21 protein-coding genes are annotated in these 23,874 nt (G+C 68.7%); 6 read left to right on the top strand and 15 right to left on the bottom strand.

Features of this window, described 5'->3' with window-relative positions; translation table 11 throughout:
* Positions 1–48: 48 nt before the first annotated feature.
* The 12 genes from ABIN76_RS13320 to ABIN76_RS13265 form a co-directional block, all read right to left on the bottom strand.
* Entirely contained in the window at positions 49–567 is a 519-nt protein-coding gene (locus tag ABIN76_RS13320) for a tetratricopeptide repeat protein (protein WP_346960170.1), read from the bottom strand.
* Positions 567–1,658, bottom strand: coding sequence for a 3-dehydroquinate synthase (gene aroB / locus ABIN76_RS13315; RefSeq protein WP_346960169.1), 1,092 nt, complete (start codon positions 1,656–1,658; stop codon positions 567–569). The genes ABIN76_RS13320 and aroB overlap by 1 nt, the downstream gene beginning before the upstream one ends.
* A 3-nt stretch (positions 1,659–1,661) precedes the next feature.
* A complete protein-coding gene (locus ABIN76_RS13310) occupies positions 1,662–2,276 on the bottom strand; it encodes a shikimate kinase (protein ID WP_346960168.1) in 615 nt (204 codons plus the stop codon).
* 41 nt (positions 2,277–2,317) lie between these two features.
* Entirely contained in the window at positions 2,318–3,517 is a 1,200-nt protein-coding gene (gene aroC / locus ABIN76_RS13305) for a chorismate synthase (protein WP_346960167.1), read from the bottom strand.
* A 26-nt stretch (positions 3,518–3,543) separates the two neighbouring features.
* On the bottom strand, positions 3,544–4,428 hold the full coding sequence (locus ABIN76_RS13300; protein WP_346960166.1) for a shikimate dehydrogenase: 885 nt from the start codon (positions 4,426–4,428) through the stop codon (positions 3,544–3,546).
* On the bottom strand, positions 4,425–6,101 hold the full coding sequence (gene mltG / locus ABIN76_RS13295) for an endolytic transglycosylase MltG (RefSeq protein ID WP_346960165.1): 1,677 nt from the start codon (positions 6,099–6,101) through the stop codon (positions 4,425–4,427). The genes ABIN76_RS13300 and mltG overlap by 4 nt, the downstream gene beginning before the upstream one ends.
* Complete coding sequence (gene ruvX, locus ABIN76_RS13290; RefSeq protein ID WP_346960164.1) at positions 6,082–6,696, bottom strand: Holliday junction resolvase RuvX; 615 nt, start codon at positions 6,694–6,696, stop codon at positions 6,082–6,084. The genes mltG and ruvX overlap by 20 nt, the downstream gene beginning before the upstream one ends.
* Before the next feature lie 13 nt (positions 6,697–6,709).
* Complete coding sequence (gene alaS / locus ABIN76_RS13285) at positions 6,710–9,388, bottom strand: alanine--tRNA ligase (protein WP_346960163.1); 2,679 nt, start codon at positions 9,386–9,388, stop codon at positions 6,710–6,712.
* Positions 9,389–9,521: 133 nt separating this feature from the next.
* Positions 9,522–9,776 carry a DUF6167 family protein gene (locus ABIN76_RS13280; RefSeq protein ID WP_346960162.1) on the bottom strand — a complete coding sequence of 85 codons (255 nt, stop codon included), beginning with the start codon at positions 9,774–9,776 and terminating at the stop codon, positions 9,522–9,524.
* Positions 9,777–9,805: 29 nt separating this feature from the next.
* Positions 9,806–10,180 (bottom strand): DUF948 domain-containing protein, encoded by a 375-nt coding sequence (locus ABIN76_RS13275; protein ID WP_175321020.1) that lies wholly within the window; start codon positions 10,178–10,180, stop codon positions 9,806–9,808.
* A 146-nt stretch (positions 10,181–10,326) separates the two neighbouring features.
* Positions 10,327–10,953, bottom strand: coding sequence for a 30S ribosomal protein S4 (gene rpsD / locus ABIN76_RS13270; protein WP_091251848.1), 627 nt, complete (start codon positions 10,951–10,953; stop codon positions 10,327–10,329).
* 181 nt (positions 10,954–11,134) lie between these two features.
* On the bottom strand, positions 11,135–12,568 hold the full coding sequence (locus tag ABIN76_RS13265) for a replication-associated recombination protein A (protein WP_346960161.1): 1,434 nt from the start codon (positions 12,566–12,568) through the stop codon (positions 11,135–11,137).
* A 78-nt stretch (positions 12,569–12,646) separates the two neighbouring features.
* Here ABIN76_RS13265 and ABIN76_RS13260 point away from each other — a divergent pair, with 78 nt between their 5' ends.
* Positions 12,647–13,294, top strand: a complete 648-nt coding sequence (locus ABIN76_RS13260; protein WP_346960160.1) for an acVLRF1 family peptidyl-tRNA hydrolase — start codon at positions 12,647–12,649, stop codon at positions 13,292–13,294.
* Positions 13,295–13,322: 28 nt separating this feature from the next.
* Here ABIN76_RS13260 and ABIN76_RS13255 read toward each other — a convergent pair whose 3' ends face one another.
* Together ABIN76_RS13255 and aspS are read right to left on the bottom strand one after the other, a co-directional pair.
* Positions 13,323–14,078: a GNAT family N-acetyltransferase gene (locus ABIN76_RS13255; RefSeq protein ID WP_346960159.1), complete on the bottom strand. Its 756-nt coding sequence runs from the start codon at positions 14,076–14,078 to the stop codon at positions 13,323–13,325.
* Positions 14,079–14,210: 132 nt separating this feature from the next.
* Entirely contained in the window at positions 14,211–15,992 is a 1,782-nt protein-coding gene (aspS, locus tag ABIN76_RS13250; protein ID WP_346960158.1) for an aspartate--tRNA ligase, read from the bottom strand.
* Between the two features lie 96 nt (positions 15,993–16,088).
* Here aspS and ABIN76_RS13245 point away from each other — a divergent pair, with 96 nt between their 5' ends.
* The gene (locus ABIN76_RS13245) at positions 16,089–17,390 is read left to right on the top strand and encodes an APC family permease (RefSeq protein WP_346960157.1); all 1,302 of its coding nucleotides are present in this window, start codon (positions 16,089–16,091) and stop codon (positions 17,388–17,390) included.
* 46 nt (positions 17,391–17,436) lie between these two features.
* Here the strand turns inward: ABIN76_RS13245 and hisS are convergent, their stop codons facing one another.
* Complete coding sequence (hisS, locus tag ABIN76_RS13240) at positions 17,437–18,798, bottom strand: histidine--tRNA ligase (RefSeq protein ID WP_346960156.1); 1,362 nt, start codon at positions 18,796–18,798, stop codon at positions 17,437–17,439.
* Between the two features lie 221 nt (positions 18,799–19,019).
* On the opposite strand from hisS, the gene ABIN76_RS13235 reads away from it, so the two are divergent.
* The 4 genes from ABIN76_RS13235 to ABIN76_RS13220 all read left to right on the top strand — a co-directional run bounded on the left by ABIN76_RS13235 (position 19,020) and on the right by ABIN76_RS13220 (position 23,574).
* Entirely contained in the window at positions 19,020–19,826 is an 807-nt protein-coding gene (locus tag ABIN76_RS13235) for a peptidylprolyl isomerase (protein ID WP_346960155.1), read from the top strand.
* Positions 19,827–19,887: 61 nt separating this feature from the next.
* Positions 19,888–21,468, top strand: coding sequence for a DUF349 domain-containing protein (locus tag ABIN76_RS13230; protein ID WP_346960154.1), 1,581 nt, complete (start codon positions 19,888–19,890; stop codon positions 21,466–21,468).
* 233 nt (positions 21,469–21,701) lie between these two features.
* A complete protein-coding gene (locus ABIN76_RS13225; RefSeq protein ID WP_346960153.1) occupies positions 21,702–22,316 on the top strand; it encodes a type IV toxin-antitoxin system AbiEi family antitoxin in 615 nt (204 codons plus the stop codon).
* Between the two features lie 151 nt (positions 22,317–22,467).
* Positions 22,468–23,574 (top strand): IS110 family transposase, encoded by a 1,107-nt coding sequence (locus ABIN76_RS13220; protein WP_346960152.1) that lies wholly within the window; start codon positions 22,468–22,470, stop codon positions 23,572–23,574.
* Positions 23,575–23,874: the final 300 nt, after the last annotated feature.

Below are 23,874 nucleotides of genomic sequence, written 5' to 3'. Positions count from 1 at the left end.
TCCAAAAACCATTCTACCGGTTTTGCCGGGCCGCTGCCGGACGGCCCCTTAGCTGGCCAGGTCCAGCACGTCCCGTGCACGCTGCAGGGCCACCGTCGACGAGTAGATCAGGGCCGCATCCGCGGAGCCGGCCACGCGCAGGTCCAGGGCCTTGGCGAAAGATTCGACGGCGGCGGCAATGTTGCCGGCCGCAAAGTGGGACCGGCCCAGGTGCTGCCGGACCACGGCCTCCTCGGGGGTGCCCTGCGCGTCGGCGAGGAGCTGGCGGTAGAGTTCCACGGCGCGGTCGAAGCGGTGCGAGACCCGCAGCACCTCGGCCTCGAACATCCGCAGCCGGAACGAGTCCGGGTCTTTGTACCGGGCCTCGGCGAGCAGTTCTGCGGCCTCGCCCGGGTGGCCTTCCACGAGGCGGACAAAGATCAGGTCGGTGGGGTCCGTCGAGGAGGCCAACGCCTCGGCGCACGCCTCCCCGTTGACCACCTGCGGCATGAGGGTTTGCGGGTTGATCCGGATGCCGGGGAATCCGGCGTCCGGCCACTCGCTGGTGCCGCCGCTGTCACTGATCATCAGGACGCGATCTCCTGGTACGCCGCGAAGAGCAGCGAAGTGTCCGGGACGTCCAGGATGCCGGGGCGTCCAACGCCGTCGAGCACCACGAAGCGCAGCAGGTCGCCGCGGGACTTCTTGTCCCGCCGCATGCCGTCCAGCAGGGCCTGCCAGCGGTCGCGCCGGTAGGTGATGGGCAGGCCGAGGCTTTCGAGGATGCTCCGGTGCCGGTCGGCGTCGGCGTCGCTGAGCCGTCCGACGCTGCGGGCCAGTTCCGCGGCAAACATCATGCCCACCGAAACCGCGGCGCCGTGCCGCCAGGAGTAGCGTTCGGCGAGTTCAATCGCGTGGCCCAGGGTGTGGCCGTAGTTGAGGATCTCGCGCTGCCCGGTTTCCTTGAGGTCCTCGGAGACAACCCGGGCCTTGACCGCGATGGCGCGTTCGATCAGTTCGCGCACCGCCCCGGACCGGGGGTCGGACACCGCGGCGGGGTCCTTTTCAATCAGGTCAAGGATGGCCGGGTCGGCGATGAAGCCGCACTTGATGACCTCGGCCATGCCGGAGATCATTTCGTTCTTCGGCAGCGTGTCCAGCGTGTCCAGGTCAGCGAGGACGCCGGCCGGCGGGTGGAACACGCCCACCAGGTTCTTGCCTTCGGCGGTGTTGATGCCGGTCTTGCCGCCGACGGCCGCGTCCACCATGCCCAGCAGGCTGGTCGGCATGTGGATGACCTTGACACCACGCAGCCAGGTGGCAGCGACGAAGCCGGCGAGGTCGGTCACCGCTCCCCCGCCGACGGCGACGATCGCGTCCGAGCGGGTGAAGTCGTTCTGGCCCAGCACCTGCCAGCAGAACGAGGCCACCTCAATGTGCTTGCCTTCCTCGGCGTCCGGGATCTCGGCCGTCAGCGCGGTGAAGCCGGCGGTGGCCAGCTCCTCCCGGACGGCGTCGCCGGTGAGGCGCAGGGCACGCGGGTGGATGACGAGGACGCGCTTGACGCGCTCCCCCAGCAGGCCCGGCAGGTTGGCCAGCAGTCCGCGGCCGACGACGACGTCGTAGTTGTCCCCCGGAGCCTTGCCGGTGACTTTAATGACGGTTGATTCGGTGCTCACTTTTCAACTTTCCTTGTCGCTGCTGGGGGCGGGGGTGGCCGCGGGTTGGGTGGCGGCGAGCTGTTCCAGCGCATCTTCAAGCCGGCGCGCGAGTTCCGGGACGGAACCGCTCCGGACGTCGAGGACCAGGTCGGCGAGCCGTTCATAGACCGGCTGCCGGGTGGCGAACAGGGTCCGCCAGCGTTCCATGGCGTCGCCGGCCAGGAGCGGCCGACCGGAGTTCCGGGCGATGCGCTCGGCCACGGTGCTGGCGTCGCATTCAAGGTAGACCACGGTGCACTCGGCCAGCAGTTGCTGGGTTCCGGAGTCCAGCACGGCGCCGCCGCCAAGGGAGATGACCGTGCGGGAGCCCGCGGCGGTGCCGGCGGCAGCCTCCTCGATGGCCTGCGCGACGGCGCGGGCTTCGAGTTCGCGGAATGCGCACTCTCCCCGCCCCGCGAAGATGTCCGCGATGGTGCCGTGCTGGGCGACCACTTCGACGTCGGTGTCGACGAAGCGGGCGCCGAGCTGCTGGGCGAGCTGCTGCCCGATTGCGGACTTGCCGACCGCCATCGGACCGATCAGCGCGACCGGCCGGCTGGGTGTCCCGGGCAGTGTTTTACGTAGTGTTTTACGCAAAGATGGGCGCGCTTCCTTACGCGGTGGAATAGGGGCCGGCACTAGTGGCCGATCGAGTCCAGGGACGCCGGAATATTGTCCAGGTAACCCTTGATATTGCGGGCGGTTTCCTCGACCGAGTCGCCGCCGAACTTTTCCGTGACCGCCTCGGCGAGGACCAGGGCCACCATCGCCTCGGCCACGACGCCGGCGGCTGGAACCGCACAGACGTCCGAGCGCTGGTGGTGGGCCTTCGCGGCCTCGCCGGTGCTGACATCAACGGTCTTGAGAGCGCGCGGAACGGTCGCGATCGGCTTCATGGCCGCACGGACCCGGAGCACGTCGCCGATGCTCATGCCGCCTTCGATGCCGCCGGCGCGGTTGGACGTGCGGATGATCCGGCCGTCCGCGTCCTTGACGATTTCGTCGTGGGCGGCCGAGCCGCGGCGCGCGGCGGTCAGGAAGCCGTCGCCGACCTCGACGCCCTTGATCGCCTGGATGCCCATCAGGGCGGCGGCGAGGCGCGAGTCGAGGCGCCGGTCCCAGTGTACGTAGCTACCCAGCCCCGGCGGCAGGCCGTAGGCGAGGACTTCGACGACGCCCCCGAGGGTTTCGCCTTCCTTGTGCGCGGCGTCCACCTCGGCGACCATGGCGTCGGAGGTCTCGCGGTCGAAGCAGCGCAGCGGGTCGGCGTCGAGGGCCAGCACGTTCTCCGGCACCGGCAGCGGCCGGCCTTCCGGGACGGCAACACTGGCGATCGAGACGGTGTGCGAGACCAGTTCGATGCCGAGCTGCTTCAGGAATGCGGCGGCGACGGCGCCCAGGGCCACCCGGGTGGCGGTCTCGCGGGCGCTGGCGCGCTCCAGGACCGGCCGCGCTTCGTCGAAGCCGTACTTCTGCATGCCGGTGAAGTCGGCGTGGCCCGGCCGCGGCCGGGTGAGGGGCGCGTTGCGGGCCTGGTCGGCCAGTACTTCAGGGGCCACCGGGTCAGCGGACATGATCTGCTCCCACTTGGGCCATTCGGTGTTCCCGACCTGGATGGCGACCGGGCCGCCCTGGGTCAGTCCGTGGCGGACGCCGCCCAGGACCGTTACCGCGTCCTGTTCGAACTTCATCCGCGCACCGCGGCCGTAGCCGAGGCGCCGGCGTGCCAGTGCCTCGACGATCCGGTCGCTGGTGAGCTCAACACCGGCGGGGACGCCTTCGATAATTCCGACCAAGGCCGGACCATGGGATTCTCCGGCAGTCAACCAACGCAACATAAAATCCATCCTGCCATGCAAGGCCCTTAGAACACCCGTCGGGGCGCCCCGACTGCGTCACACATCACATCTATGACCTCCGCCGGCACGGGGCCTTCGAGTCCGGTGAAATGGCGTACCTGCTCGACCGCCTGGTAGAGCAGCATTTCGAGGCCGGGGACCACCCGGCCGCCCGCGTCCGTCCAGACGGCGGCGATCCGGCTCGGCCAGGGATCGTAGGCTACGTCCAGGAGCACCCCCGCGACTGTGTTGCCGTTCGGCCCCACTGCTGCGGCGAGTTCTTCCGCGAGGCCGTCGGCGGCGCGCGGCGGCAGGGTGGAGACCACGACGTCGGCGGTGGTTACCGCAGGCGCTGCCGCCGCCAGCGGCAGGACCTGCAGGGCAAGACCGACGGCGGCGGCCGCCGCCCGGGCTTCGGCGGCGCGGCCGATGTCGCGGACGTAGACCGCAGCCTTCGGCGCCCCAAGTTCCTTGAGAGCGGCCATAGCGGCCGCGGCGGTTCCGCCGCCGCCGAGGATGACGGCGGACGGTTCGGAGGCTGCTCCGGCGTACCGGAGCGCGTTAACGATCCCGGCGACGTCGGTGTTGTAGCCGACCAGGCGGGCGGGTACACCGGCGGGGTCACCCGGGCGTTCGAAGGCCACGGTGTTGATGACGCCCAACTGCCGGGCGACGCCGCGGACCTCGTCCACTTCGGCGGCCATCGCGGCCTTGAGCGGCATCGTCACGGATAGGCCGCGCCAGCTGGTGTCGCGGCGCACCCCGGCCATAAACGCCGGCAGCGCGGCCTCGGTCACGTCGATGGCGTCATAGGCCAGTTCGATGCCGAGCTGCGCATAGGCGGCGCGGTGCAGTGCCGGGGACTTCGAGTGGCTGATGGGATGCCCGAGCACGGCGGCCCGCAGCGTCACACGCAACGTCCGGGGTTGGCCTCACACCAGGCGTTGTACTTGGCCACGTAGCCGTTGTGCTCCGCCAGGGTCTTGGAGAACTTCGTTTCCTTCGTGTCCAGGTTGATGGTGACCCAGTACAGGTAGTCATTTTTCTTGGGCTTGGCGGCTGCGTCGATGGCCCGTTTGCCCGGGGACCCGATGGGTCCGGCCGGCAGTCCGGGGTTGGCGTAGGTGTTGTACCGGTTCGACTTGTCCGCTTTTTGGTCCTCGTCAATTTGGAAGCTGCGGATGCCCAGCCCGTAGGTGACCGTGGCGTCGGACTGGATCAGGCCGTTGGTCTCGGTGTTGTTGGGCTTGAGCCGGTTGTAGATGGCGCCGGCCACGTCTCCGTATTCGGCCTGGCCGCCTTCGGCCTGGACGATGCTGGCGACCGTGAGGGCGTCGTACTGCTTGCCGGGGTCGGTGACGCCCTGTGCCTTGAGTTCCTCCAGCGTGGTGCTGACGAGTTTAGCGAGGATGTCTTTGCCGGACGTCCCGAGCGGGAAGCGGTATTCGCCCGGGAACAGGAAGCCTTCCAGGTTTTTGGCCTTGGCCGGCACGCCGAACTGCTTCGGGGAGTCGCTGAGCTTCTTCAGGTCGGCCACCGGGATTCCGGTACCCTCGGAAATGGCCTGGAGGGATTCACCGATTCTCAGGCCCGCGCTCAGGGCGAAGTACATGACCTTGTCCTGGTCCTTGTTCAACAGCACGGCCACGGCATCCGCGTTGTTCATTTCCTTGCGCAGCGTAAAGGTTCCCGGGCTCAGGGATCCGCCCGAGGCGGCGAACTGCTTGACGAAGGAGTCCGCGTTCGCGATGACTTTCTGGGCCTCCATGTCGGCGGCAACGGACCGGGGACCCGCGCCGGGCGGAACGGTGATGGTCACGGACCCGGTTCCCGGCCCGGGGTAATCGGCCATCTTGTCGCCGCCGAGCAGCGGCTTAATCACCTGGGCGCCAACGACGATGGCGACCACAAAAACGGCCAGCGTCAGAACGAGGGCGAGGAAACGGCGGCGCCGGCGGACCTTCTTGGATGGGCCCTTGGTGGTGGGGAGGGCGGCGGCGCCGGCGATCAGGTCGCGCCCGGGCTCGTCGTCGTAGGCGTGGTGGGCATCATCGTCGGGGTGGGACGCGTAGCCCGGGTGGAAATCCGCCCCGTCCTGAAGGCGCCGGCCTGACTGCAGCTCGTCGGCGCGCCGCAAGGTCTCCTCGCGGGACATCCCGCCGGCGTATTCGTGGACCGGCCCGTCGTGCAGGGGGTGTCCGTGGACGGGCTCTTCCTGGGCGGGTTCCTGATGAACCGGCTCCTCGTGGACCGGGTGTTCAACCACCGGTTCCTCGTGCTGCGCCGCCGGGTGAACGGGGTTTGCGTGGACGGGGTCTTCATGCACGGTCGGCGCGGTCCGCGGCTGCGCCGGCGCGGCATCAGCGGGTTCGCGGGGCGCTTCCGGCGCGGCGTCAACGGCTTCGCGGGGGGCTTCCGGCGCGGCCGGGACCTCTTGGCCGGTCTCGAAGGCCTGCGGCGGGATGATGTCATGACCCTGCGTGGCCAGGAACTTTTCCTGGGCCCGGATCTCTTTGCGCGTCAGCGGTCGGCCGGCGCCGCTATTGGCAACACCAGAGGAGTCGTCATTGTTGACCGGGCTCACTGTAGCCTTCCATTTTGGGCAGAATGCGTTGTGCAGAATGCGCGTGTACTTCCGGAACGACCTGAACGCCGTCGCCGGGTGGCCCCGGAGGGAGGTCCGCGCTGACGCGGCTTCCTACATCCGTTCCCCTGGCCTTTTGCATGTCGATCGCGTGCTGCAGGATACCTGCGGCCGCAACCTGATCCACTACTTTACGGTGGTCCCGGCTGCTCATGCCAGCCTGATGCAGGTTGCGGTGGGCTGTCACCGTGCTCAGCCGCTCGTCAACCAACCTGACCGGAATGCCGGATCCGGCCTCCAATAGTGTACTGACCAGTAGCTTTGCATACTCGGTGGCCATTCGAGCGGAAGCGTGCTCCTCGCCTTTCATGGTGCGCGGCAGGCCGACAAAAATTTCCACCACGTCGAGTTCGGCCGCGAGTTTCGCGAGGACGCGGACGTCGGTGTTTTTCTTCACGTTCCGGTCCAGCGTCCGCAGCGGCGTCGCCAGGATGCCTTCACGGTCACAGACCGCGACGCCCACCCGGACGGTGCCGACGTCTACCCCGAGTTTTACGCCCCGGGGGTAGACGCCGGGCACGGCCGATTCAGTCATCCGTGGTTCCGGTCTAACGCCTCGTAATGGCGTCCACGACGGCGGAGAGCGCCGCGCCGACCTTGGCGGCGTCCGTGCCACCGCCCTGGGCAACGTCGTCCTTGCCGCCGCCGCCGCCGCCGAGGATACCGGCCGCGAGCCGGACCAGTGCCCCGGCTTTGACGCCGGCCGCGCGGGCAGCGTCGTTGGTGGCGATCAGGATGACCGGGCGGTCGTTGCTGACCCCGGCGACAGCGACGGCTGCCGGCTCGGAGCCGAGGCGGGTCCGCAGGTCCAGGGCAAGGCCGCGCAGGTCGTCGGCGCCGCTGACCATGCCGGCGTCGTGGGCGATGACCTTGATGCCGGCGGCGTCCTTGGCGGTGCCCACCAGCTGCGCGGCGGCAGCCGTGAGCTGCTCCTTGCGCAGCCGCTCGAGTTCCTTCTCGGCCGTCTTCAGCTTGTTCAGCGTGCTGGCGATCCGTTCGGTCAGCAGGCCGGAGGGGACCTTCAGCATTTCGGTGAGTTCGGTCACCAGGGCGCGTTCGGCGGCGAGGTGGCGGAACGCGTCCATGCCGACGAAGGCCTCCACGCGGCGGTTTCCCGAACCCACGGACTGCTCGCCCAGCAGGGACAGGCTCCCGATCAGGGAGGTGTTGGAAACGTGGGTGCCGCCGCAGAGCTCACGGGACCAGGCGCCGTCGATCTCGACGACGCGCACCTCGTTGCCGTAGTTCTCGCCGAACAGGGCCATCGCCCCGAGGGCCTTGGCTTCGGCGAGGCCCATGACTTTGGTCTCGACCTGGAAGTTGTTCCGGATCGCGATGTTGGAAACTTCCTCGATTTCGGAGCACGTCGCGGCGCTGAGGCCTTCGCCCCAGGCGAAGTCGAAGCGGAGGTAGCCGGCCTTGTTGAAGGAGCCGCGCTGCAGCGCCTCCGGCCCCAGGATCTGGTGCAATGCGGCGTGCACAATGTGCGTGCCGGTGTGCGCCTGCTCGGCGGCGTGGCGGCGTTCCCGGTCCACGGCTGCCTGGACGAGGGAGTCGGCGCCGATTTCGCCTTCACGGACGATGGCCTTGTGCACGCTCAGTCCCTTGATCGGGCGCTGCACGTCCAGGACTTCGACGACGAAGCCGTCACCGGTGATGAGCCCGGTGTCGGCTGCCTGGCCGCCTGCTTCTGCGTAGAACGGCGTCTCTGCCAGCACGAGTTCGATTTCCTCGCCGGTGGACGCCTGGGAGACCTTCCGGCCGCCGGCCAGGATGCCGCGCACCTTGGATTCTCCGGCGAGCTCGGTGTAGCCGGTGAAGACGGTCTCCCCCGCGGCCAACAGCTCCTGGAAGGCGGAGAGGTCCGCGTGGGCGCCCTTTTTGCCCTTGGCGTCGGCCTGGGCGCGCTGGCGCTGTTCCAGCATGAGCTTGCGGAATTCGGGTTCGTCGACCTTGAGCCCGGCTTCCTCGGCCATTTCCAGGGTGAGGTCGATCGGGAAGCCGTAGGTGTCGTGCAGGGCGAAGGCGTCCGCGCCGGAGAGCGGCTGTCCTGCGGCTTTGGATTCCTTCACGGCGTCCTCGAGCCGTGCGGTGCCGGAGGCGATGGTGCGCAGGAAGGCCTTTTCTTCGGCGTAGGCGATCCGGCTGATCCGGTCGAAGTCGGTCTCTACGACCGGGTAGACACCCTTCATGGCGTCGCGGGAGGCGGGCAGCAGTTCGGGCAGGCAGGCTTTCTCGACGCCGAGCAGGCGCATCGAGCGCACGGCCCGGCGGATCAGGCGGCGCAGCACGTAGCCGCGGCCTTCGTTGGAGGGGGTGACGCCGTCGGCGATCAGCATCAGGGCCGAGCGGATGTGGTCGGCCACCACGCGCATCCGGACGTCGTCCGTGTGGTGCGGGTCCTCCGGGGTTTCCGCGGAGGTGTATTCCTTGCCGGAAAGCGCGGCGGCCTTGTCGATCACCGGGCGGACCTGGTCCGTCTCGTACATGTTTTCGACGCCCTGCAGGATCATCGCGAGGCGCTCCATGCCGAGGCCGGTGTCGATGTTCTTCTTCGGCAGCTCGCCGGTGATGTCGAAGTCCACCTTGGAGCGGACGTTGTCGATCTGGTACTGCATGAACACGAGGTTCCAGATTTCGATGTACCGGGTTTCGTCGGCCAGCGGGCCGCCTTCAATGCCGTAGGCCGGTCCGCGGTCGTAATAGATCTCGGAGCAGGGGCCGGCGGGGCCGGGCTGTCCGGTGGACCAGTAGTTGTCCGCCTTGCCCATCCGCTGGATCCGCTCGGCCGGGACGCCGGTGTTCTTCAGCCAGAGTTCCTTGGCCTCGTCGTCCTCTTCATAGACGGTGACCCAGAGCCGTTCGGGCGGCAGTCCGTAGCCGCCGTCGTCGACGCCGGTGGTGAGCAGCTCCCAGGCGAACTTGATGGCGTCTTCCTTGAAGTAGTCGCCAAAGGAGAAGTTGCCGCACATCTGGAAGAAGGTGCCGTGCCGGGCGGTCTTGCCGACTTCCTCGATGTCGCCCGTGCGGATGCACTTCTGCACGCTGGTGGCCCGGGAGTAGGGGGCCTCCTCCCGCGCGGTCAGGTACGGGATGAAGGGCACCATGCCGGCCACCGTGAACAGCAGGGACGGGTCGCCGGAGACCAGGGAGGCGGACGGAACCGCCGTGTGGCCCTTGCTGACGAAAAAGTCGATCCAGCGCTTGGTGATCTCCTGCGACTTCATAACCTGGTTTCTTACCCTTCAATATTCACTGCGTATGTGGTTCGCGCGTCTGGTCCGCGGAACGGTCTGGTTCCGGCCTGCGGCCGTGCCGGCGGGCCGTCATGGGCACCGCCATCTACTAATTCTCTCCCGGCTAGCGCCGGACTACACCCCGGCCGGCGACGCCCGTCTCGACGCCGGCGTCCACCCCGAGGGCAGAGCGGAGTTCGGATTCCCGCTCGTGCATGCCGACGCGGACGGCGTCGGCAAAGTCGTAGACGCCGTCGGCAAGCCGGCCGACGGCGCGGTTCAGGCCCTCGGGACCCAGGTTTGACTGCGCCTCGGTGAGTTTGCGGAAGGCGATGACGCCGATCGCGACGCCGATGCCCATCCAGATGATTCTGTTCATGTCAGCTCCTGTCAGCGTGCTCAGTTGGTTCAGCGGCTGCGGCGGCCGGTGGCGGGCTTTTTGCGGGCCGAGAAGGCGGACCGCACGCCGTAGCTGAACGCGGCGACCTTGATCAGCGGGGAGCCGACGGTGGCGGCAACCAGCGAGGACAGCGCCGAGATGTTGGCGGAGGCGTCGGAGACGTTGGAGGCGATCCCGTCGACCTTCTTCAGCTGCTGGTTGGTGGTGGAGACGGTGGCGGTGACCTCATCCATGAGCGGGGTGGCGCCGTCGCTGATCGAGCGGATGGTGCTGCGGACCTCGTCGAAAACACCGCCGAGCTTGAGGATCGGTACGGCGAGCAGCAGGACCAGGAGTGCAAACACTCCGGCCGCGATCAGGCCGGCAATATCGCCACCAGACATAGACGTTCATCTCCTTGAAACTACGTGGATTCCTGCGTGGTTCTCCGGCCGCAGGCGCGGCACGCGGAGAACTCCCCCAAGTACCTTACATACAAAGAAGCCCGCGGCGCTTGCCACGGGCTTCTTTGTAAGGTGTCGCTCTGGATCTAGCGTGCGTAGAATTCCACGACGAGCTGCTCTTCGCAGGTCACGGGGATCTCGGAGCGCTTGGGGCGACGGACCAGGCGGGCCTGCAGGGCGTCAAGCTTGACGTCCAGGTAGGCCGGAACCATCGGCAGCACGTCGCGGTGAGCGCCGGCTGCTGCCACCTGGAACGGAGGCATGGTCTCGCTGCGGCTGTGGACGTGGACCAGCTGGCCCTCACCGACGCGGAAAGACGGGCGGTCAACGCGGATGCCGTCAACCAGGATGTGGCGGTGCACAACCAGCTGGCGGGCCTGGGCGATGGTGCGGGCGAAGCCGGCACGCAGCACGAGGGCGTCGAGACGCATTTCGAGCAGTTCGATCAGGTTTTCACCGGTCAGGCCCTTGGTGCGGCGTGCTTCTTCGAAGGCACGGGTCATCTGGGCTTCGCGGATGCCGTACTGGGCGCGCAGACGCTGCTTTTCGCGCAGACGTACGGCGTAGTCGGAGTCCTGCTTCTTGCGGGCACGGCCATGCTCACCGGGGCCGTACGGGCGGCGCTCCATGTACTTGGCGGCCTTGGGGGTCAGAGCGATGCCGAGTGCACGCGAGAGGCGTGCGGTACGGCGAGCACGAGTGTTGTTAGCCACTTGTGTCCTTCCAATATCTGCGGTGTGTCAGTGTTACTGGCCTCCACGATGGAGAGCATCGGCCAACCGCTGCCTTTTGCTACTGGGCACAGGGCGAACCCATCAAATCAGCGTGAACCGCTGGGAACTGGTGGATTGTGCGTCCGTGCCTTGCCAGACAACGATCCATCCTACCAGAGGATCACTTGCCCCGGATGATCTTCCGCAGCCGTTCCAGCCGGGTGGAGATGTCGCGTTCGGCGCCGTTGCCGGTGGGTTCGTAGTAGTTCCGGCCGACGAGGTCGTCCGGCGGGTACTGCTGGGTGGCCACCGCATGGGGCGCGTCGTGAGCGTACTTGTAGCCCTTGCCGTGGCCCAGCTGCTTGGACCCGGGGTAGTGCGCGTCCCGCAGGTGCGCCGGGATGCCGTTGCCGAGGCCGGCGCGGACGTCGGCGATCGCCTGGTTGATCCCCATATACGCCGCGTTGGACTTCGGTGCGGTGGCGAGGTGGACTACAGCCTCGGCCAGGATGATGCGGCCCTCGGGCATGCCGATCAGCTGCACCGCCTGGGCGGCGGCCACCGCGGTCTGCAGTGCGGTCGGGTCGGCCATGCCGACGTCCTCGGCGGCGGAGATAACGATCCGCCGTGCTACGAACCGGGGGTCCTCCCCCGCCTCCAGCATCCGGGCCAGGTAGTGCAGCGCGGCGTCGACGTCGGAGCCGCGAATGGACTTGATGAAGGCGCTGGCGACGTCGTAGTGCTGGTCGCCGGCGCGGTCGTAGCGTACCGAGGCGACGTCGAGGGCCCGTTCGGTGTGTTTGAGTTCGATCGTGACGGGAGCGTCCCCTGCGGGCCCGTCGTCCGCGTCCCCGAACGCGACGCCGGCCGCCGCCTCCAGCGCCGTCAGGGCACGGCGCGCGTCCCCGCCGGAAAGCCGGACCAGGTGGGCGAGTGCTTCCTCGTTGAGCTCCACTTTGCCGCCCAGGCCGCGGGCGTCCTCGGCGGCCCGCCGCAGCAGCCCCTCGACGTCGGCGTCGGTGAGCGGCTTGAGCGTCAGCAGCAGCGAACGGGACAGCAGCGGCGACACCACCGAGAACGAAGGGTTTTCCGTGGTGGCCGCGACCAGGACCACCCAGCGGTTCTCGACGCCCGGCAGCAGCGCGTCCTGCTGGGCCTTGTTGAAGCGGTGGATTTCGTCCAGGAACAGCACGGTGGTGGTCTTGTACAGGTCACGCGCGGTAAGCGCCTCGTCCATGACGCGCCGGACGTCCTTCACGCCGGCGGTGATGGCGGAGAGCTCAACGAACTTCCGGCCCGGGCCCTTGGCGATGACGTGCGCGAGGGTGGTCTTGCCGGTGCCGGGGGGTCCCCAGAGAATCAGGGAGCTTGGCCCGGCCGGTCCGGTGGCGTCGCTGCCGGCCGCGAGCTGCCGCAGCGGCGAGCCGTGGCCCAGGAGGTGCTGCTGGCCCACCACGTCGTCCAGGCTGCGCGGCCGCATCCGGACGGCCAGTGGACTGCGCGGCGCGGAGCGGCCCGGTGTGCCGCTCGAGGAGCTGCCGCCGCCGGACTCTTCGGCGTCGACGTCGTTGTTTGCGGACGCGTTGTCCTGCCCTGCGCCAAAGAGATCATCCACATAGATAGGCTACTTCTAGTTCCTGCCCGTCCCGACACGGCGGCGCTTCCCCTGAACCTCACAACGGAGATCCCTGCCATGGCCAGCCCCGACACCCGTGTGGCGTTCGTCTCCGGCAACCGGCTGCCCGGCTGGGTGGAACGGTTCCGGGCGAGCCACGGGGAGCTGCGGGAAGAACCGGACGACGACGGCCTGCGCCTGCTGGCGGTCGATGGCGCCGCGGCGCTGCTGCAGCCGCCGTGGCCGGACGGCGGACGCCCGGGCCGCGGCGATGATTCCGTGGCACGGCTGGCGTCGCTGGCGTCGCAGCCGCGCCGGGTTGGCGTGGTCCTGGTGCGCCGCGGCGGGTACTCGGTGGCGGTGGTGTCCGAGGGACGGGTCCTGGCTTCCAAGACCGGCACGCGGCACGTGCAGTCCCGGACCGCGGCCGGCGGCTGGTCACAGCAGCGCTTTGCCCGGCGCCGCGCCAACCAGGCCGATGCCCTGGTGGAAGCCGTGGCCGACCATGCCGCCCGTATCTTCGAGGACCAGTGTGTCGAATATCTCGTCCCGGGCGGGGACCGCACGCTGGCCGGGCAGGTGCTGGCCGAACCGGCGCTCAAGCGCTACGCGGCCCTGGTCCGGCTGCCGTTCTTCGACGTCCCCGACCCCCGCGCGGCAGTGCTCAAGAAGGCCGCGGCGGACCTGTGCGCGGTGCGGATCGTGGTCACGGAACCGCCGGCGTAAGAGCTTGGCGCTGAATCCTCTCGCGCGCTCAGCAGCCGGTCAGGTGCCGCTTCGGCCGCTCCTGCCGGTACAGGTAGCGGCCGGACTCCTTGAAGCCGGCGCGGGCGTAGAGTTCCTGCGCCCCGGTGTTGGCCGCCGTTACGAGCAGCCAGTACCCGGCAAGGCCCCGGCGCGTCCCCTCGTCCAGCAGCGCCTGCAGCACCGCGCTGGCATGGCCCCGCCGCCGGGCGTCGGGACGGGTCGCCATGCAGTACAGTCCGCCCCACCGGGGGCCGCCAGGTTCCGAGACAGGCAAGGCTAGCCGTCCGACGGCGGCCGCGACGCCGTCGTCGTCCCGCACCAGGGCGTAGAGCGAGGGGCAGCCCGTCAGGATGCCGCGGGCCACCGCGAGGGCGGCGTCGTCGCCGCGGCCGTCAACGCTCCACCAGAGCCGCAGCCATTCCGGGGACGGCTCCGCGGAGATCTCGACGCCGAGGTCCAACGGTGCAGAACCTCCGCCGTCCCGGGCCATGATCAGGGTTTCCGACTGGCGGGTGAACCCCTCGGCGTCGAGCACTGCGTTCAGCGGCGCAGAGCGATGGTCGTCGAAGACCTGGAAGATCAGCGGCAGCCGTCGGGACCGGTACCAGAGCCGGGCGTGCCGGAGCGCCGCGAGCTGTGCGGGGCCGTCGGCTCCCGGTTCACGGGGCCACACCGAGTTGGCCCGCTGCGTCACGCCCGAGGCGGAGCGGAGCACCCAGCCGCCGGAGTCCTCCCGGTCAGCGGCGGGCCACGCGGTATCCATCTGCGCCTCCAACGCGGGCCCGGATTGCGGTTCCAACGGGGGTATACCTTCCTGCCACGGATCACGAGGTCTTCAGCCGACAGCAACGGCCCCCCGGTTTCCCGGAGAGCCGCTGCTGCTGATCACCTCAGGCTACTTGGTGCCGTCGTCCTTCTTGTCCTGCGGCTTGAAGTCGACGCCGGCTTCCTTGCGCTGCTGCGCGGTGATGGGCGCGGGCGCCTGGGTCAGCGGGTCGTAGCCGCCGCCGGACTTCGGGAACGCGATGACGTCGCGGATCGAGTCCACGCCGGCGAGCAGCGAGACCACACGGTCCCAGCCGAACGCGATGCCGCCGTGCGGGGGCGCGCCGAACTTGAAGCCCTCCAGCAGGAAGCCGAACTTCTCCTGGGCATCCTCGTGGGAGAGGCCCATGACCTTGAAGACGCGCTCCTGGATGTCGCCCTGGTGGATACGGATGGAGCCGCCGCCGATTTCGTTGCCGTTGCAGACAATGTCGTAGGCGTAGGCCAGCGCCGTTTCCGGATCGGTGTCGAAGCTGTCCATGAATTCCGGCTTGGGCGAGGTGAAGGCGTGGTGCACGGCCGTCCACTTGCCGCCGCCGACAGCGACGTCGCCGGACGCGACGGCCGCTGCCGCCGGTTCGAACATCGGCGCGTCAACCACCCAGCAGAACGCCCAGTCACTCGGGTTGATCAGGCCGGTGCGGTGGCCGATCTCAACCCGGGCGGCGCCGAGCAGGGCACGGGACGGGGTCTTCTCGCCGGCGGCGAAGAAGATGCAGTCGCCCGGCTTGGCGCCGACGGCGTCGGCGAGGCCGGCGCGTTCAGTCTCGGTCAGATTCTTGGCCACGGGCCCGGCAAGTTCGCCGTCCTCCTTGAACAGGACGTAGGCCAGGCCCTTGGCACCGCGCTGCTTCGCCCATTCCTGCCAGGCGTCGAGGGCCCGGCGGGCCTGCGAGGCGCCGCCGGGCATCACCACGGCGCCGACGTAGGGGGCCTTGAAGACGCCGAAGTTGGTGTCCTTGAAGAACTCGGTGAGCTCTGTCAGCTCCAGGCCGAAGCGCAGGTCCGGCTTGTCCGAGCCGTAGCGGGCCATCGCGTCGTTGTAGGTTATGCGCTGGATCGGGGTGGGGATCTCGACGTCGATCAGCTTCCACAGCGCCTTCACGATGCTTTCGCCGAGGCCGATGATGTCGTCCTGCTCCACGAAGCTGGCTTCGATGTCGAGCTGGGTGAACTCCGGCTGGCGGTCCGCGCGGAAGTCCTCGTCACGGTAGCAGCGGGCGATCTGGTAGTACTTCTCGAAGCCGCCGACCTGCAGGAGCTGCTTGAACAGCTGCGGCGACTGCGGCAGCGCGTACCAGGAACCCGGCGCGAGGCGCGCGGGGACGACGAAGTCGCGGGCGCCTTCCGGCGTCGAACGGGTCAGCGTGGGCGTCTCGATCTCGACGTAGCCGTCCTGGTGCAGCAGCTCGCGGGCCACCCGGTTGGCCTCGGAGCGCAGGCGCAGGTTGCGGGCGGGGCCGGGGCGGCGCAGGTCCAGGTAGCGGTGCTTGAGGCGGGCTTCCTCGCCGACTTCAACGTGCTCGTCAATCTGGAACGGCAGCGGGTCGGAGGTGTTGAGGATGGTGACCTTCTCGGCCATGACCTCGATCTCGCCGGTGGCCAGCGCCGGGTTCTCATTGCCCTCGGGCCGCTTGGAGACGGTGCCGATCACCTGCAGCACGAACTCGTTGCGCAGGCCGTGAAAGACCTCTTCTTCGCGGACAACCACCTGGGCGACGCCCGAAGCGTCGCGCAGGTCCACGAATGCGACACCACCGTGGTCACGACGCCGGCCGACCCAGCCGGCGAGGGTTACGGTTTGTCCAATGTGCTCGGAGCGAAGGGATCCGAGGTCGTGTGTGCGCAGCACAGCTCGCCTTTCAGAAGGAAAACAGGGTGGTGTTAAATAGGACCGCTACGGGAACGGTCCCGTTCGAGTTTACCCGTTGGAAAGGCCCCACCCGCCATGGCAAGCCCTCCGCCGACCCCCAAGCAGCTGCAGCGCCGCCTGGGCGTCCTTGATTCCACCGCGATCGGCCTGGGCTCGATGCTGGGTGCGGGCGTGTTCGTGGTCTTCTCCCCCGCCGCGTCCCTCGCCGGGCCGCTGCTGACCGTCGCGGTGGCCGTGGCCGGCCTGGTGGCCTACTGCAATGCCGTGGCCTCGGCGCAGCTGGCTTCCCGGTATCCCTCCAGCGGCGGCACCTACGTGTACGGCCGCCGGCAGCTGGGCGAATGGCCGGGCTTTATCGCCGGCTGGGGCTTCGTGACGGGTAAGACCGCCTCTTGCGCGGCGATGGCACTGACGTTCGGGCACTATCTGGCGCCGGGCTTCGCCACCCCGGTGGCGGTGGCCGCCGTCGTGGTGTTGACCGGCGTGAACCTGCTCGGTATTACCCGGACGGCCCTGCTGACCAGGATCCTGCTTGCCGTGGTGCTGGCCACCCTCGTGTTTGTAGCGGCAGCCTCGCTCATCGGCCCGCACCCGGAAGGCGCCCCCGCGGCGCTGGGCGGGGCGTTCGGAGCGATTCCGGGCGGCAGCACCGGGAACGCCTGGGGCGTGCTGCCCGCGGCCGGGCTGGTGTTCTTCGCCTTCGCCGGGTACGCACGGATCGCCACCCTGGGCGAGGAGGTCAAGGACCCCGCCACCACCATCCCGCGGGCCATCCTGGCCGCTCTCGGCGGCGCCTTCGTGATCTACCTCGGACTCGCTGCGCTGCTGCAGTGGCACCTGCCGGCCGGCCTGCTGGCCGGTTCCTCGGCGCCGCTGCTGGACGCGGTGACCCTCTCGGCTCTGCAGGCCGGCAGCCCGGTGGTGCAGGCGGGATCAGCCGCCGCTTGCCTCGGCGCGCTGCTGGCGCTGATTACCGGCGTGGGCCGGACCACCATGGCGATGGCACGGGAGCGCGACCTGCCCGCTCCGCTGGCCCGGGTCGGCGGGGCGCACACCGTCCCGTACGTGGCCGAGCTGACCGTCGCGGCCGCCGTGATCGTGCTGCTGCTGACCACGAACGTGCTGACGGTGGTGGGTTTCTCCAGCTTCGGCGTGCTGGTCTACTACGCCGTGGCGAATGCCGCCGCCTTCACCCTCACCGGCCGCCGCCGGCTGGCGCCGCGCTGGCTCAATGCCCTCGGCTTTGCCGGCTGCGTGGTGCTGGCCCTCACGCTGCCGCCCGCCTCGGTGCTGGGCATGGCGGCCGTGCTCATAGCCGGGATCGCCGGGCGCTTCCTGGTCCTGCGGCGCCGGAAATCCCACCAGACGCCGGCCTAGCGACGCTGGCGTAACAAGGTCCGGCCGGAGCTGAAGCAGCGCCCGCTCAAGCCCGGATGACTCGCACGTGCAGGTCCTCTTCGGCCGGCGACCAGCTGGCCGGATCGGCGTCGGCCTGTTCGCCGGTGCGGATGTCCTTGACCTGGTGTTTGCCGTCGTCGTCGGTGAACCAGACGAACGGGATGCCGCGGCGGTCCGCGAACTTGATCTGCTTGCCGAACTTCTCGGCCTTCGCCGCCACCTCGGTGGCGATCCCCCGCGCGCGCAGCTGCGCGGCAACGTCCTGCGCCGCGCCCCAGCTCTCGTCGTTGGTGAGCGCCACCAGCACCGCGGTCGGCACCGCCCGGGATGCCTTGGCCAGCTCCTGGCTGAGGATCCGGGACACCAGTCGGGTGACGCCGATCGAGAGCCCGACGCCGGGGAACTTTCGGTTGCCCTTGCTGGCCAGCGCGTCGTAGCGGCCGCCGGAGCAGATCGAGCCGAGCTGCTCGTGGCCTACCAGGACGGTTTCGACAACGGTCCCGGTGTAGTAGTCCAGGCCGCGGGCGATGCTGAGGTCCGCAACCACCTTGCCCGGGGCGCGCTGGACGGCGGCGGCGATGACCTGCTCCAGCTCGTTCAAGCCTTCCTCCAGCAGCTCGTTGCTCACGCCCAGCGCCCGGACCTGCTGCACAAACGAGGTGTCCCCGGTGCGGATTCCAGCCAGCTTGAGGGCGGCCTGGGCCTGTTCCTCGGTGGCGCCGAGCTCGGACTTGAGCAGCTCGGCCACCCTGGCCGGGCCGATCTTCTCCAGCTTGTCGATGCTGCGCAGCACCCCGGCGGTGTCGGTCAGGCCGATGCCGTTGTAGAAACCCTCGGCAAGCTTGCGGTTGTTGACCCGGAGCAGGAAGTCCGGAATCGGCAGGGCGCCCAGCGCCTCTGCGATCACCAGCGCGATTTCGACGTCGTAGCGGAACGGCAGTTCGCCGTCGCCGACGATGTCGATGTCCGCCTGCGTGAATTCGCGGGCCCGGCCCTCCTGCGGACGCTCCCCGCGCCAGACCTTCTGGATCTGGTAGCGGCGGAACGGGAACGCCAGGTAGCCGGCGTTCTCCACCACATAGCGGGCAAAGGGCACGGTGAGGTCGAAGTGCAGGGCCAGGGCGTGCGGATCGGCCTTGTGCGAGGCGGCGGTGTTAGTCGCGGCCGCGCCGGCGTCGTCGTCCTGCAGCCGGCTGAGGCCGTAGACTTCTTTGTCGATTTCGCCCTTGCGGAGCAGCTGGCCCACGGTTTCCACGGCACGGGTTTCGATCGAGGAGAAGCCGTGCAGTTCAAAGGTGCGCCGCAGCGTGTCCAGCACATGCAGCTCCACCAGCCGCTCCTCGGGAAGCCACTCGGGGAATCCGGACAGGGAGGCGGTGCGTGCCATGGTGGAATTTTCTCCTCTGATAACGACGGCGGTACAACGGCCGCGGCGTCGCGCGCAGACCGGCCAGTCGTGCATAAACTGTGTGCGGCAGCCAGTTTATGCTTTTTGCCGCGTGCATCTGTAATGCGCGCGGCGGGCGGAGCTGCCGGCAGCTTGCGTGTTGCACCCGGTCCGGCGGCGATGCCGCGGCCCGGTCTGCGGCCCTACAACCAGGAGGACTTTTGGCGGCCAGTTCACGGAGCGCCCGCGAAGCCAAGCGGCGCGTCCAGCAAATGGAGGCAAAGCGTGAGCTCCGCCGGGAGCAGGACAAACGCCGCAAGCGCGACAATATCCTTGCGACCGCCGGTGGTGCGGCCGCCCTGGTCCTCGCCGTTGTATTGCAGCTGACGGTGTTTTCCAGCAACCCGAGCGAGGACGAATTTAAGGCCGCGGAGGCCGGGCTGGAGAGCCCGTCGGCTTCCGCCACGCCAGCCCCCGCCGAAACCAACGGGGCGAACATCCCAAAGCCTGAAACCGCGGCGGGCAAGACCTTCAAGGGCACCCTGGCCCTGAACCGCGGCAGCCTGGGCGTCGAACTGGGCGGCAGCAAGGCGCCGCAGGCGGCCGCCGTCTTCAAATCGCTCGCGGACCAGAACTTCTACAAGGGCCTCACCTGCCACCGGCTCACCACCGCCGAGTTTTTCGGCGTGCTGCAGTGCGGTTCCAAGAACGGGGACGGCACCGGCGATCCCGCATATACCTGGGGCCCGCTGGAGAACACCCCGGCTGACAACAAGTACCCGGCCGGAACCATCGCCGTCGCACGGACCGGCGGCAACGCGTACGGCAACGGGACACAGTTCTTCATCGTCTACAAGGACACGGTGATCCCGGCGGACGCTGCTGGCGGCTACACAGTGGTCGGCAAGGTGACGTCCGGGCTGGATGTGGTGAGCAAGATTGCGGCGGCCGGTGTCAAACCCGGCGCCAGCGCCACCGACGGCGCACCTGTGGAACCAGTCACGATAGACTCGTTCTCTCTGAAGTAACCAGCCGGGGCCCTCGCGGCCGCGGTGCCGGTATTTCCCTCCAAGCGAAAGACTTCTAGCGGTGACAGACAGTCAGAAATCCGACGAAACAGTGGCAGCAGCTGCCAACGAGACCGAAGCCAAGGTTACGGTGAACGGCGCGGCGAGCGAGCCCACCGCTGCGCCGGCCGACGCCAGCCCGGAGGCTGCGGCGGAACCCCAGGCGACCGACGAGCCTGCCGCCGCCCCGGCAGCTGAGGCCGAGCCGGCAGCCAGCCCGGCGCCGGCTCCGGCGCCGGCTGCTGCACCCGCACCACGCCCGGCCCCGTCGCCCGCCGCCTTCGCCGCACGCCCCAAGGCGTCACCGTCCGTTGCCGCGCCGGCCGCCGCCACGGCTTCCAGCGCTACCTCGCTCGCCGAGGCAGCACGATGGGGCCGCGTCGAGGGCGACGGCCACGTGTTCCTGACCATCGACGGCGGGGAACACCCCGTCGGCCAGTACCCGGGTGTCAGCGACGACGAGGCGTTGGGCTACTTCGCCCGCAAGTACGACGACGTCGTTGCCCAGATCGTGCTGCTTGAGCAGCGCGTCGCTTCCAAGGCTCCGGCCACGGATATGCAGAAGACCGTCACGCACCTGCGTGAAGTGCTGGCCGAGCGGAACATGGTGGGCGACCTCCGCGCCGCCGAGGGACGCCTGGACACGCTGTCCGGCCAGATCACCGAGCTGGAGAAGTCGGAAAAGGCCGAGCACGATGCCGTCCGCGCCGCCGAGCTCGCTGCCCGCGAAGCGATCGTGGCCGAGGCCGAGGAAATCGCCGGCCACGACCCGGCGCAGATCCAGTGGAAGACCTCCAGCGCCCGGATGAACGAGCTCTTCGAGAGCTGGAAGACCGCGCAGAAGAGCGGTGTCCGACTCGGCCGGAGCAACGAGGACGCGCTCTGGAAGCGGTTCCGCGCCGCCCGCACCGTCTTTGACCGCCACCGCCGGGCCTACTTCTCCCAGCTGGACAGCAACAACTCGGCAGCCAAGGCGGCCAAGGAGAAGCTGATCAGCGAGGCGGAGGCACTGTCCTCGTCGACCGACTGGGGCTTCGCTGCCGGCGAGTACCGCCGCCTGATGGACCAGTGGAAGGCCTCGCCGCGTGCCAGCCGCAAGGATGACGACGCCCTGTGGGCACGTTTCCGGGCCGCGCAGGATGTTTTCTTCACGAACCGCCAGGCGGCCAACGAGGAGATCGACCAGGAGTACGGCGCCAACCTCAAGGTCAAGGAGGCCTTGCTGGTGGAGGCCAACGAGCTGCTTCCGATCAAGGACCTCGCAGCGGCCAAGAAGGCGCTGCAGTCCATCCGGGACCGCTGGGAGGAAGCCGGCAAGGTTCCCCGGGCGGACATGGGGCGGATCGAAGCCGGTCTGCGGAAGGTGGAGGACGCCGTCCGCCACGCCGAGGACGAAAACTGGAAGCGCTCCAACCCGGAAACCAAGGCCCGCACCAACAGTGCCCTGACGCAGCTGGAAGCTGCCATCGCCGGCCTCAAGGAAGACCTCGCCAAGGCGGAGAAAGCCGGCGACGAGCGCAAGATCAAGGCAGCCCATGAAGCCTTGGACGCACGCCAGGCATGGCTGGAGCAGCTGGAGCGTTCCGCCAGCGAACTCTCCTAGCCGCCGCATCCCAGAACAGGCCCCGACCCGGTTATCCACATGACCGGTGCGGGGCCTGTTCCGTGTCCGGGGCCGGGCGGCACGATGGCTGGATGACCCTGCCCCCAGGCCACCCCGCTGCCAGTCCCCCAACCGCCGGTTCCCCAACTGCCAGTCCCCCGCCCAACGGGCCACCGAGCGTTAGTCCGCCGAGCGTTGGTCCCCCTCCCGCCGGCGGGCACGGCGGCGCGCCCGTGCTGTACTCTCCGGGGTCGCTCTTCTCCTGGCCGGAGCTGCAGGCCATGGCGTCCGACGGCGTGCTGACGCAGCTCTCGCAGCGCGCGTACCTGCCTCCCGGCGCCGCGTCCACGCCGCAGCTGCGGGCGCGCGCGGCGGCGTGTACCCTTCCGTCGCCACTCCGGCAACGCGTGGTGGCGGGACGGATGACAGCCGCCTGGATCTACGGCTGCGCCGGCGACCCGGACCGGATGGCCCTGCTGGTGGATGCCAGCCGGCGGATTTCGAGCCTCCGCGCCGTCCGCGGCTGCAGTTTCCACGAGGTGCGGCTGGGCCCGTTCGACGTCGTCAGTCTGGGCGGGCTGATGGTCTCCAGTCCGTTGCGGACAGCGGTCGACATCGCCCTCCACGTGGAGCCCGACCGTGCCCTGCCGGCGCTGGCAGCCCTCCTGGCCGCACCGGAACTGGACGTCCGGCTGCGGCTGCTCATCCGCGCGGTCGACGCGACGCCTCGGATGCCGCACAAGAGGTCAGCCCTCGCCAAACTGGCTGCCCTGCTGGACGGGCCCGGATCGGGCACGGGGCACGAATGCCGGCGGCGCATGGCAGGGTTGCCTGCGCCCGAGGGGTAGACGATATGAAGTGTGGTCGGCGTCCGTCCTGAGGGTAGGACTGGAACCTCGGGTTCAAAGAGGTTCGTGGGTTGCCGGTCCAGGTCTTTCCCCGCACAGGTGTGGGGTGTGGACTGGTAGAGCCACATTTGAACGTTTGGAGGTTCCAGCCATGAATAAGCGTACTTACGTCGGTTTGGATGTCCATGCACGCAGCGTCAAGGGCTGTGCGATCGACTGTGAAACGGGCGAGATCCTGAGGCAGAGCCTGGCCGCCAATGATGGCGGGATTGCCGAGTGGGTGGCAGGGTTGCCGGGCCCGGTCCTGGTCGTCTATGAGGCAGGTCCGACTGGATTCGGGTTGGCCCGGCTGCTGACCGGGGAAGGGATTGAGTGTCTGGTCGCGGCACGCTCGAAACTTCAACGGCCGCCCGGAGACAGGGTGAAGACCGATGTCCGCGATGCCGAGCATGTGGCCCGGTTGGCCTTGCTGGGACAGATCACGCCCGTGCGGGTTCCTGGCCATGCGGATGAGGCCGCACGGGATCTGGTGCGGGCCCGCGAGGACGTCCGCGCGGACCTGATGAGGGCAAGGAACCGGATCTCGAAGCTCTTGCTGCGCCACGGCCTGGTCTACTCCGGCGGTCATGCCTGGACCGATGCGCACTACACCTGGCTTCACCGGCAGCACTTTGATGATCCTGCCCTGCAGGCCGCCTACGATGCGAACCTGGAAGCCGCGGAACTGACGCTGGACCGCCGAAACCGTCTCGATGCGAAGATCATGGCTCTCGCCGCAACCGACCGCTATGCCCCGGTGGTCCGTGCGCTGATGTGTTTGCGCGGGGTATCGGTGCTTACGGCTTTCGGCCTGGCCGTGGAAATCGGTGATTGGACCCGTTTCACCGGTTCGACGATCGGCGCGTATCTCGGTCTGGTCCCCTCCGAGCATTCCTCCGGCGTTTCCCGGTCCCAGGGCGGGATCACCAAGACCGGCAACACCCATGCCCGCCGGCTGCTGGTCGAGGCCGCCTGGCATCACCGACGGCCCTGCAACAATGTCAGCCGTGAGATGCGAGCCCGCTGGGACGCAGCCGATGAGGTCTCCCGGGTCCGCGGACATCAGGGCAACCACCGGCTCCACCACCAATGGGACAAGTTTGAATCCCGCCACAAACGCCGCGTCATCGCCAACGTTGCCGTCGCACGTGAATTGGCTGGCTGGTGCTGGTCGCTCGCCGCCGCGGTCCAACAGGAGCAGCCATGGACGGATGAATAGACGTGTGCCGTTCCCGACTCGCTCCGATGGCCCGGCAGCGTGGAGGAGACCCGCGATGCAGCTATGGACAACCGGCAATCACCGGTGACGCCCGACATTGCTAGACCAGCGGCACCCCTCCAGCCGAACACCTCGTCCTGCGGTAACCAACCCGCACATATCAGCCTGACAGCGCCGTCGACAATGACGCGCCGGCCAGCCGGACCAGGCAGGCAACGGACACAAAAAGAGCGGTCCAAGACAAACTGAACTGGTCCCCGAAAGTTGGACTGGCCAAGTAAGATCCTAAGCCGCGAGGGC

This window comes from uncultured Arthrobacter sp. (genome assembly GCF_964021775.1).
Classification (GTDB): Bacteria; Actinomycetota; Actinomycetes; order Actinomycetales; family Micrococcaceae; genus Arthrobacter.
This window is presented reverse-complemented; position numbering and strand designations above follow the sequence as displayed.

Coding starts and splice junctions, on each gene's coding strand:
- ABIN76_RS13220 (WP_346960152.1), top strand. CDS start 22,468: ATGAATAAGCGTACTTACGTCGGTTTGGATGTCCATGCACGCAGCGTC.
- ABIN76_RS13275 (WP_175321020.1), bottom strand. CDS start 10,180: ATGTCTGGTGGCGATATTGCCGGCCTGATCGCGGCCGGAGTGTTTGCA.
- ABIN76_RS13320 (WP_346960170.1), bottom strand. CDS start 567: ATGATCAGTGACAGCGGCGGCACCAGCGAGTGGCCGGACGCCGGATTC.
- alaS (WP_346960163.1), bottom strand. CDS start 9,388: ATGAAGTCGCAGGAGATCACCAAGCGCTGGATCGACTTTTTCGTCAGC.
- hisS (WP_346960156.1), bottom strand. CDS start 18,798: ATGGCACGCACCGCCTCCCTGTCCGGATTCCCCGAGTGGCTTCCCGAG.
- ruvX (WP_346960164.1), bottom strand. CDS start 6,696: ATGACTGAATCGGCCGTGCCCGGCGTCTACCCCCGGGGCGTAAAACTC.
- ABIN76_RS13260 (WP_346960160.1), top strand. CDS start 12,647: ATGGCCAGCCCCGACACCCGTGTGGCGTTCGTCTCCGGCAACCGGCTG.
- aroC (WP_346960167.1), bottom strand. CDS start 3,517: ATGTTGCGTTGGTTGACTGCCGGAGAATCCCATGGTCCGGCCTTGGTC.
- ABIN76_RS13280 (WP_346960162.1), bottom strand. CDS start 9,776: ATGAACAGAATCATCTGGATGGGCATCGGCGTCGCGATCGGCGTCATC.
- ABIN76_RS13245 (WP_346960157.1), top strand. CDS start 16,089: ATGGCAAGCCCTCCGCCGACCCCCAAGCAGCTGCAGCGCCGCCTGGGC.
- ABIN76_RS13255 (WP_346960159.1), bottom strand. CDS start 14,078: ATGGATACCGCGTGGCCCGCCGCTGACCGGGAGGACTCCGGCGGCTGG.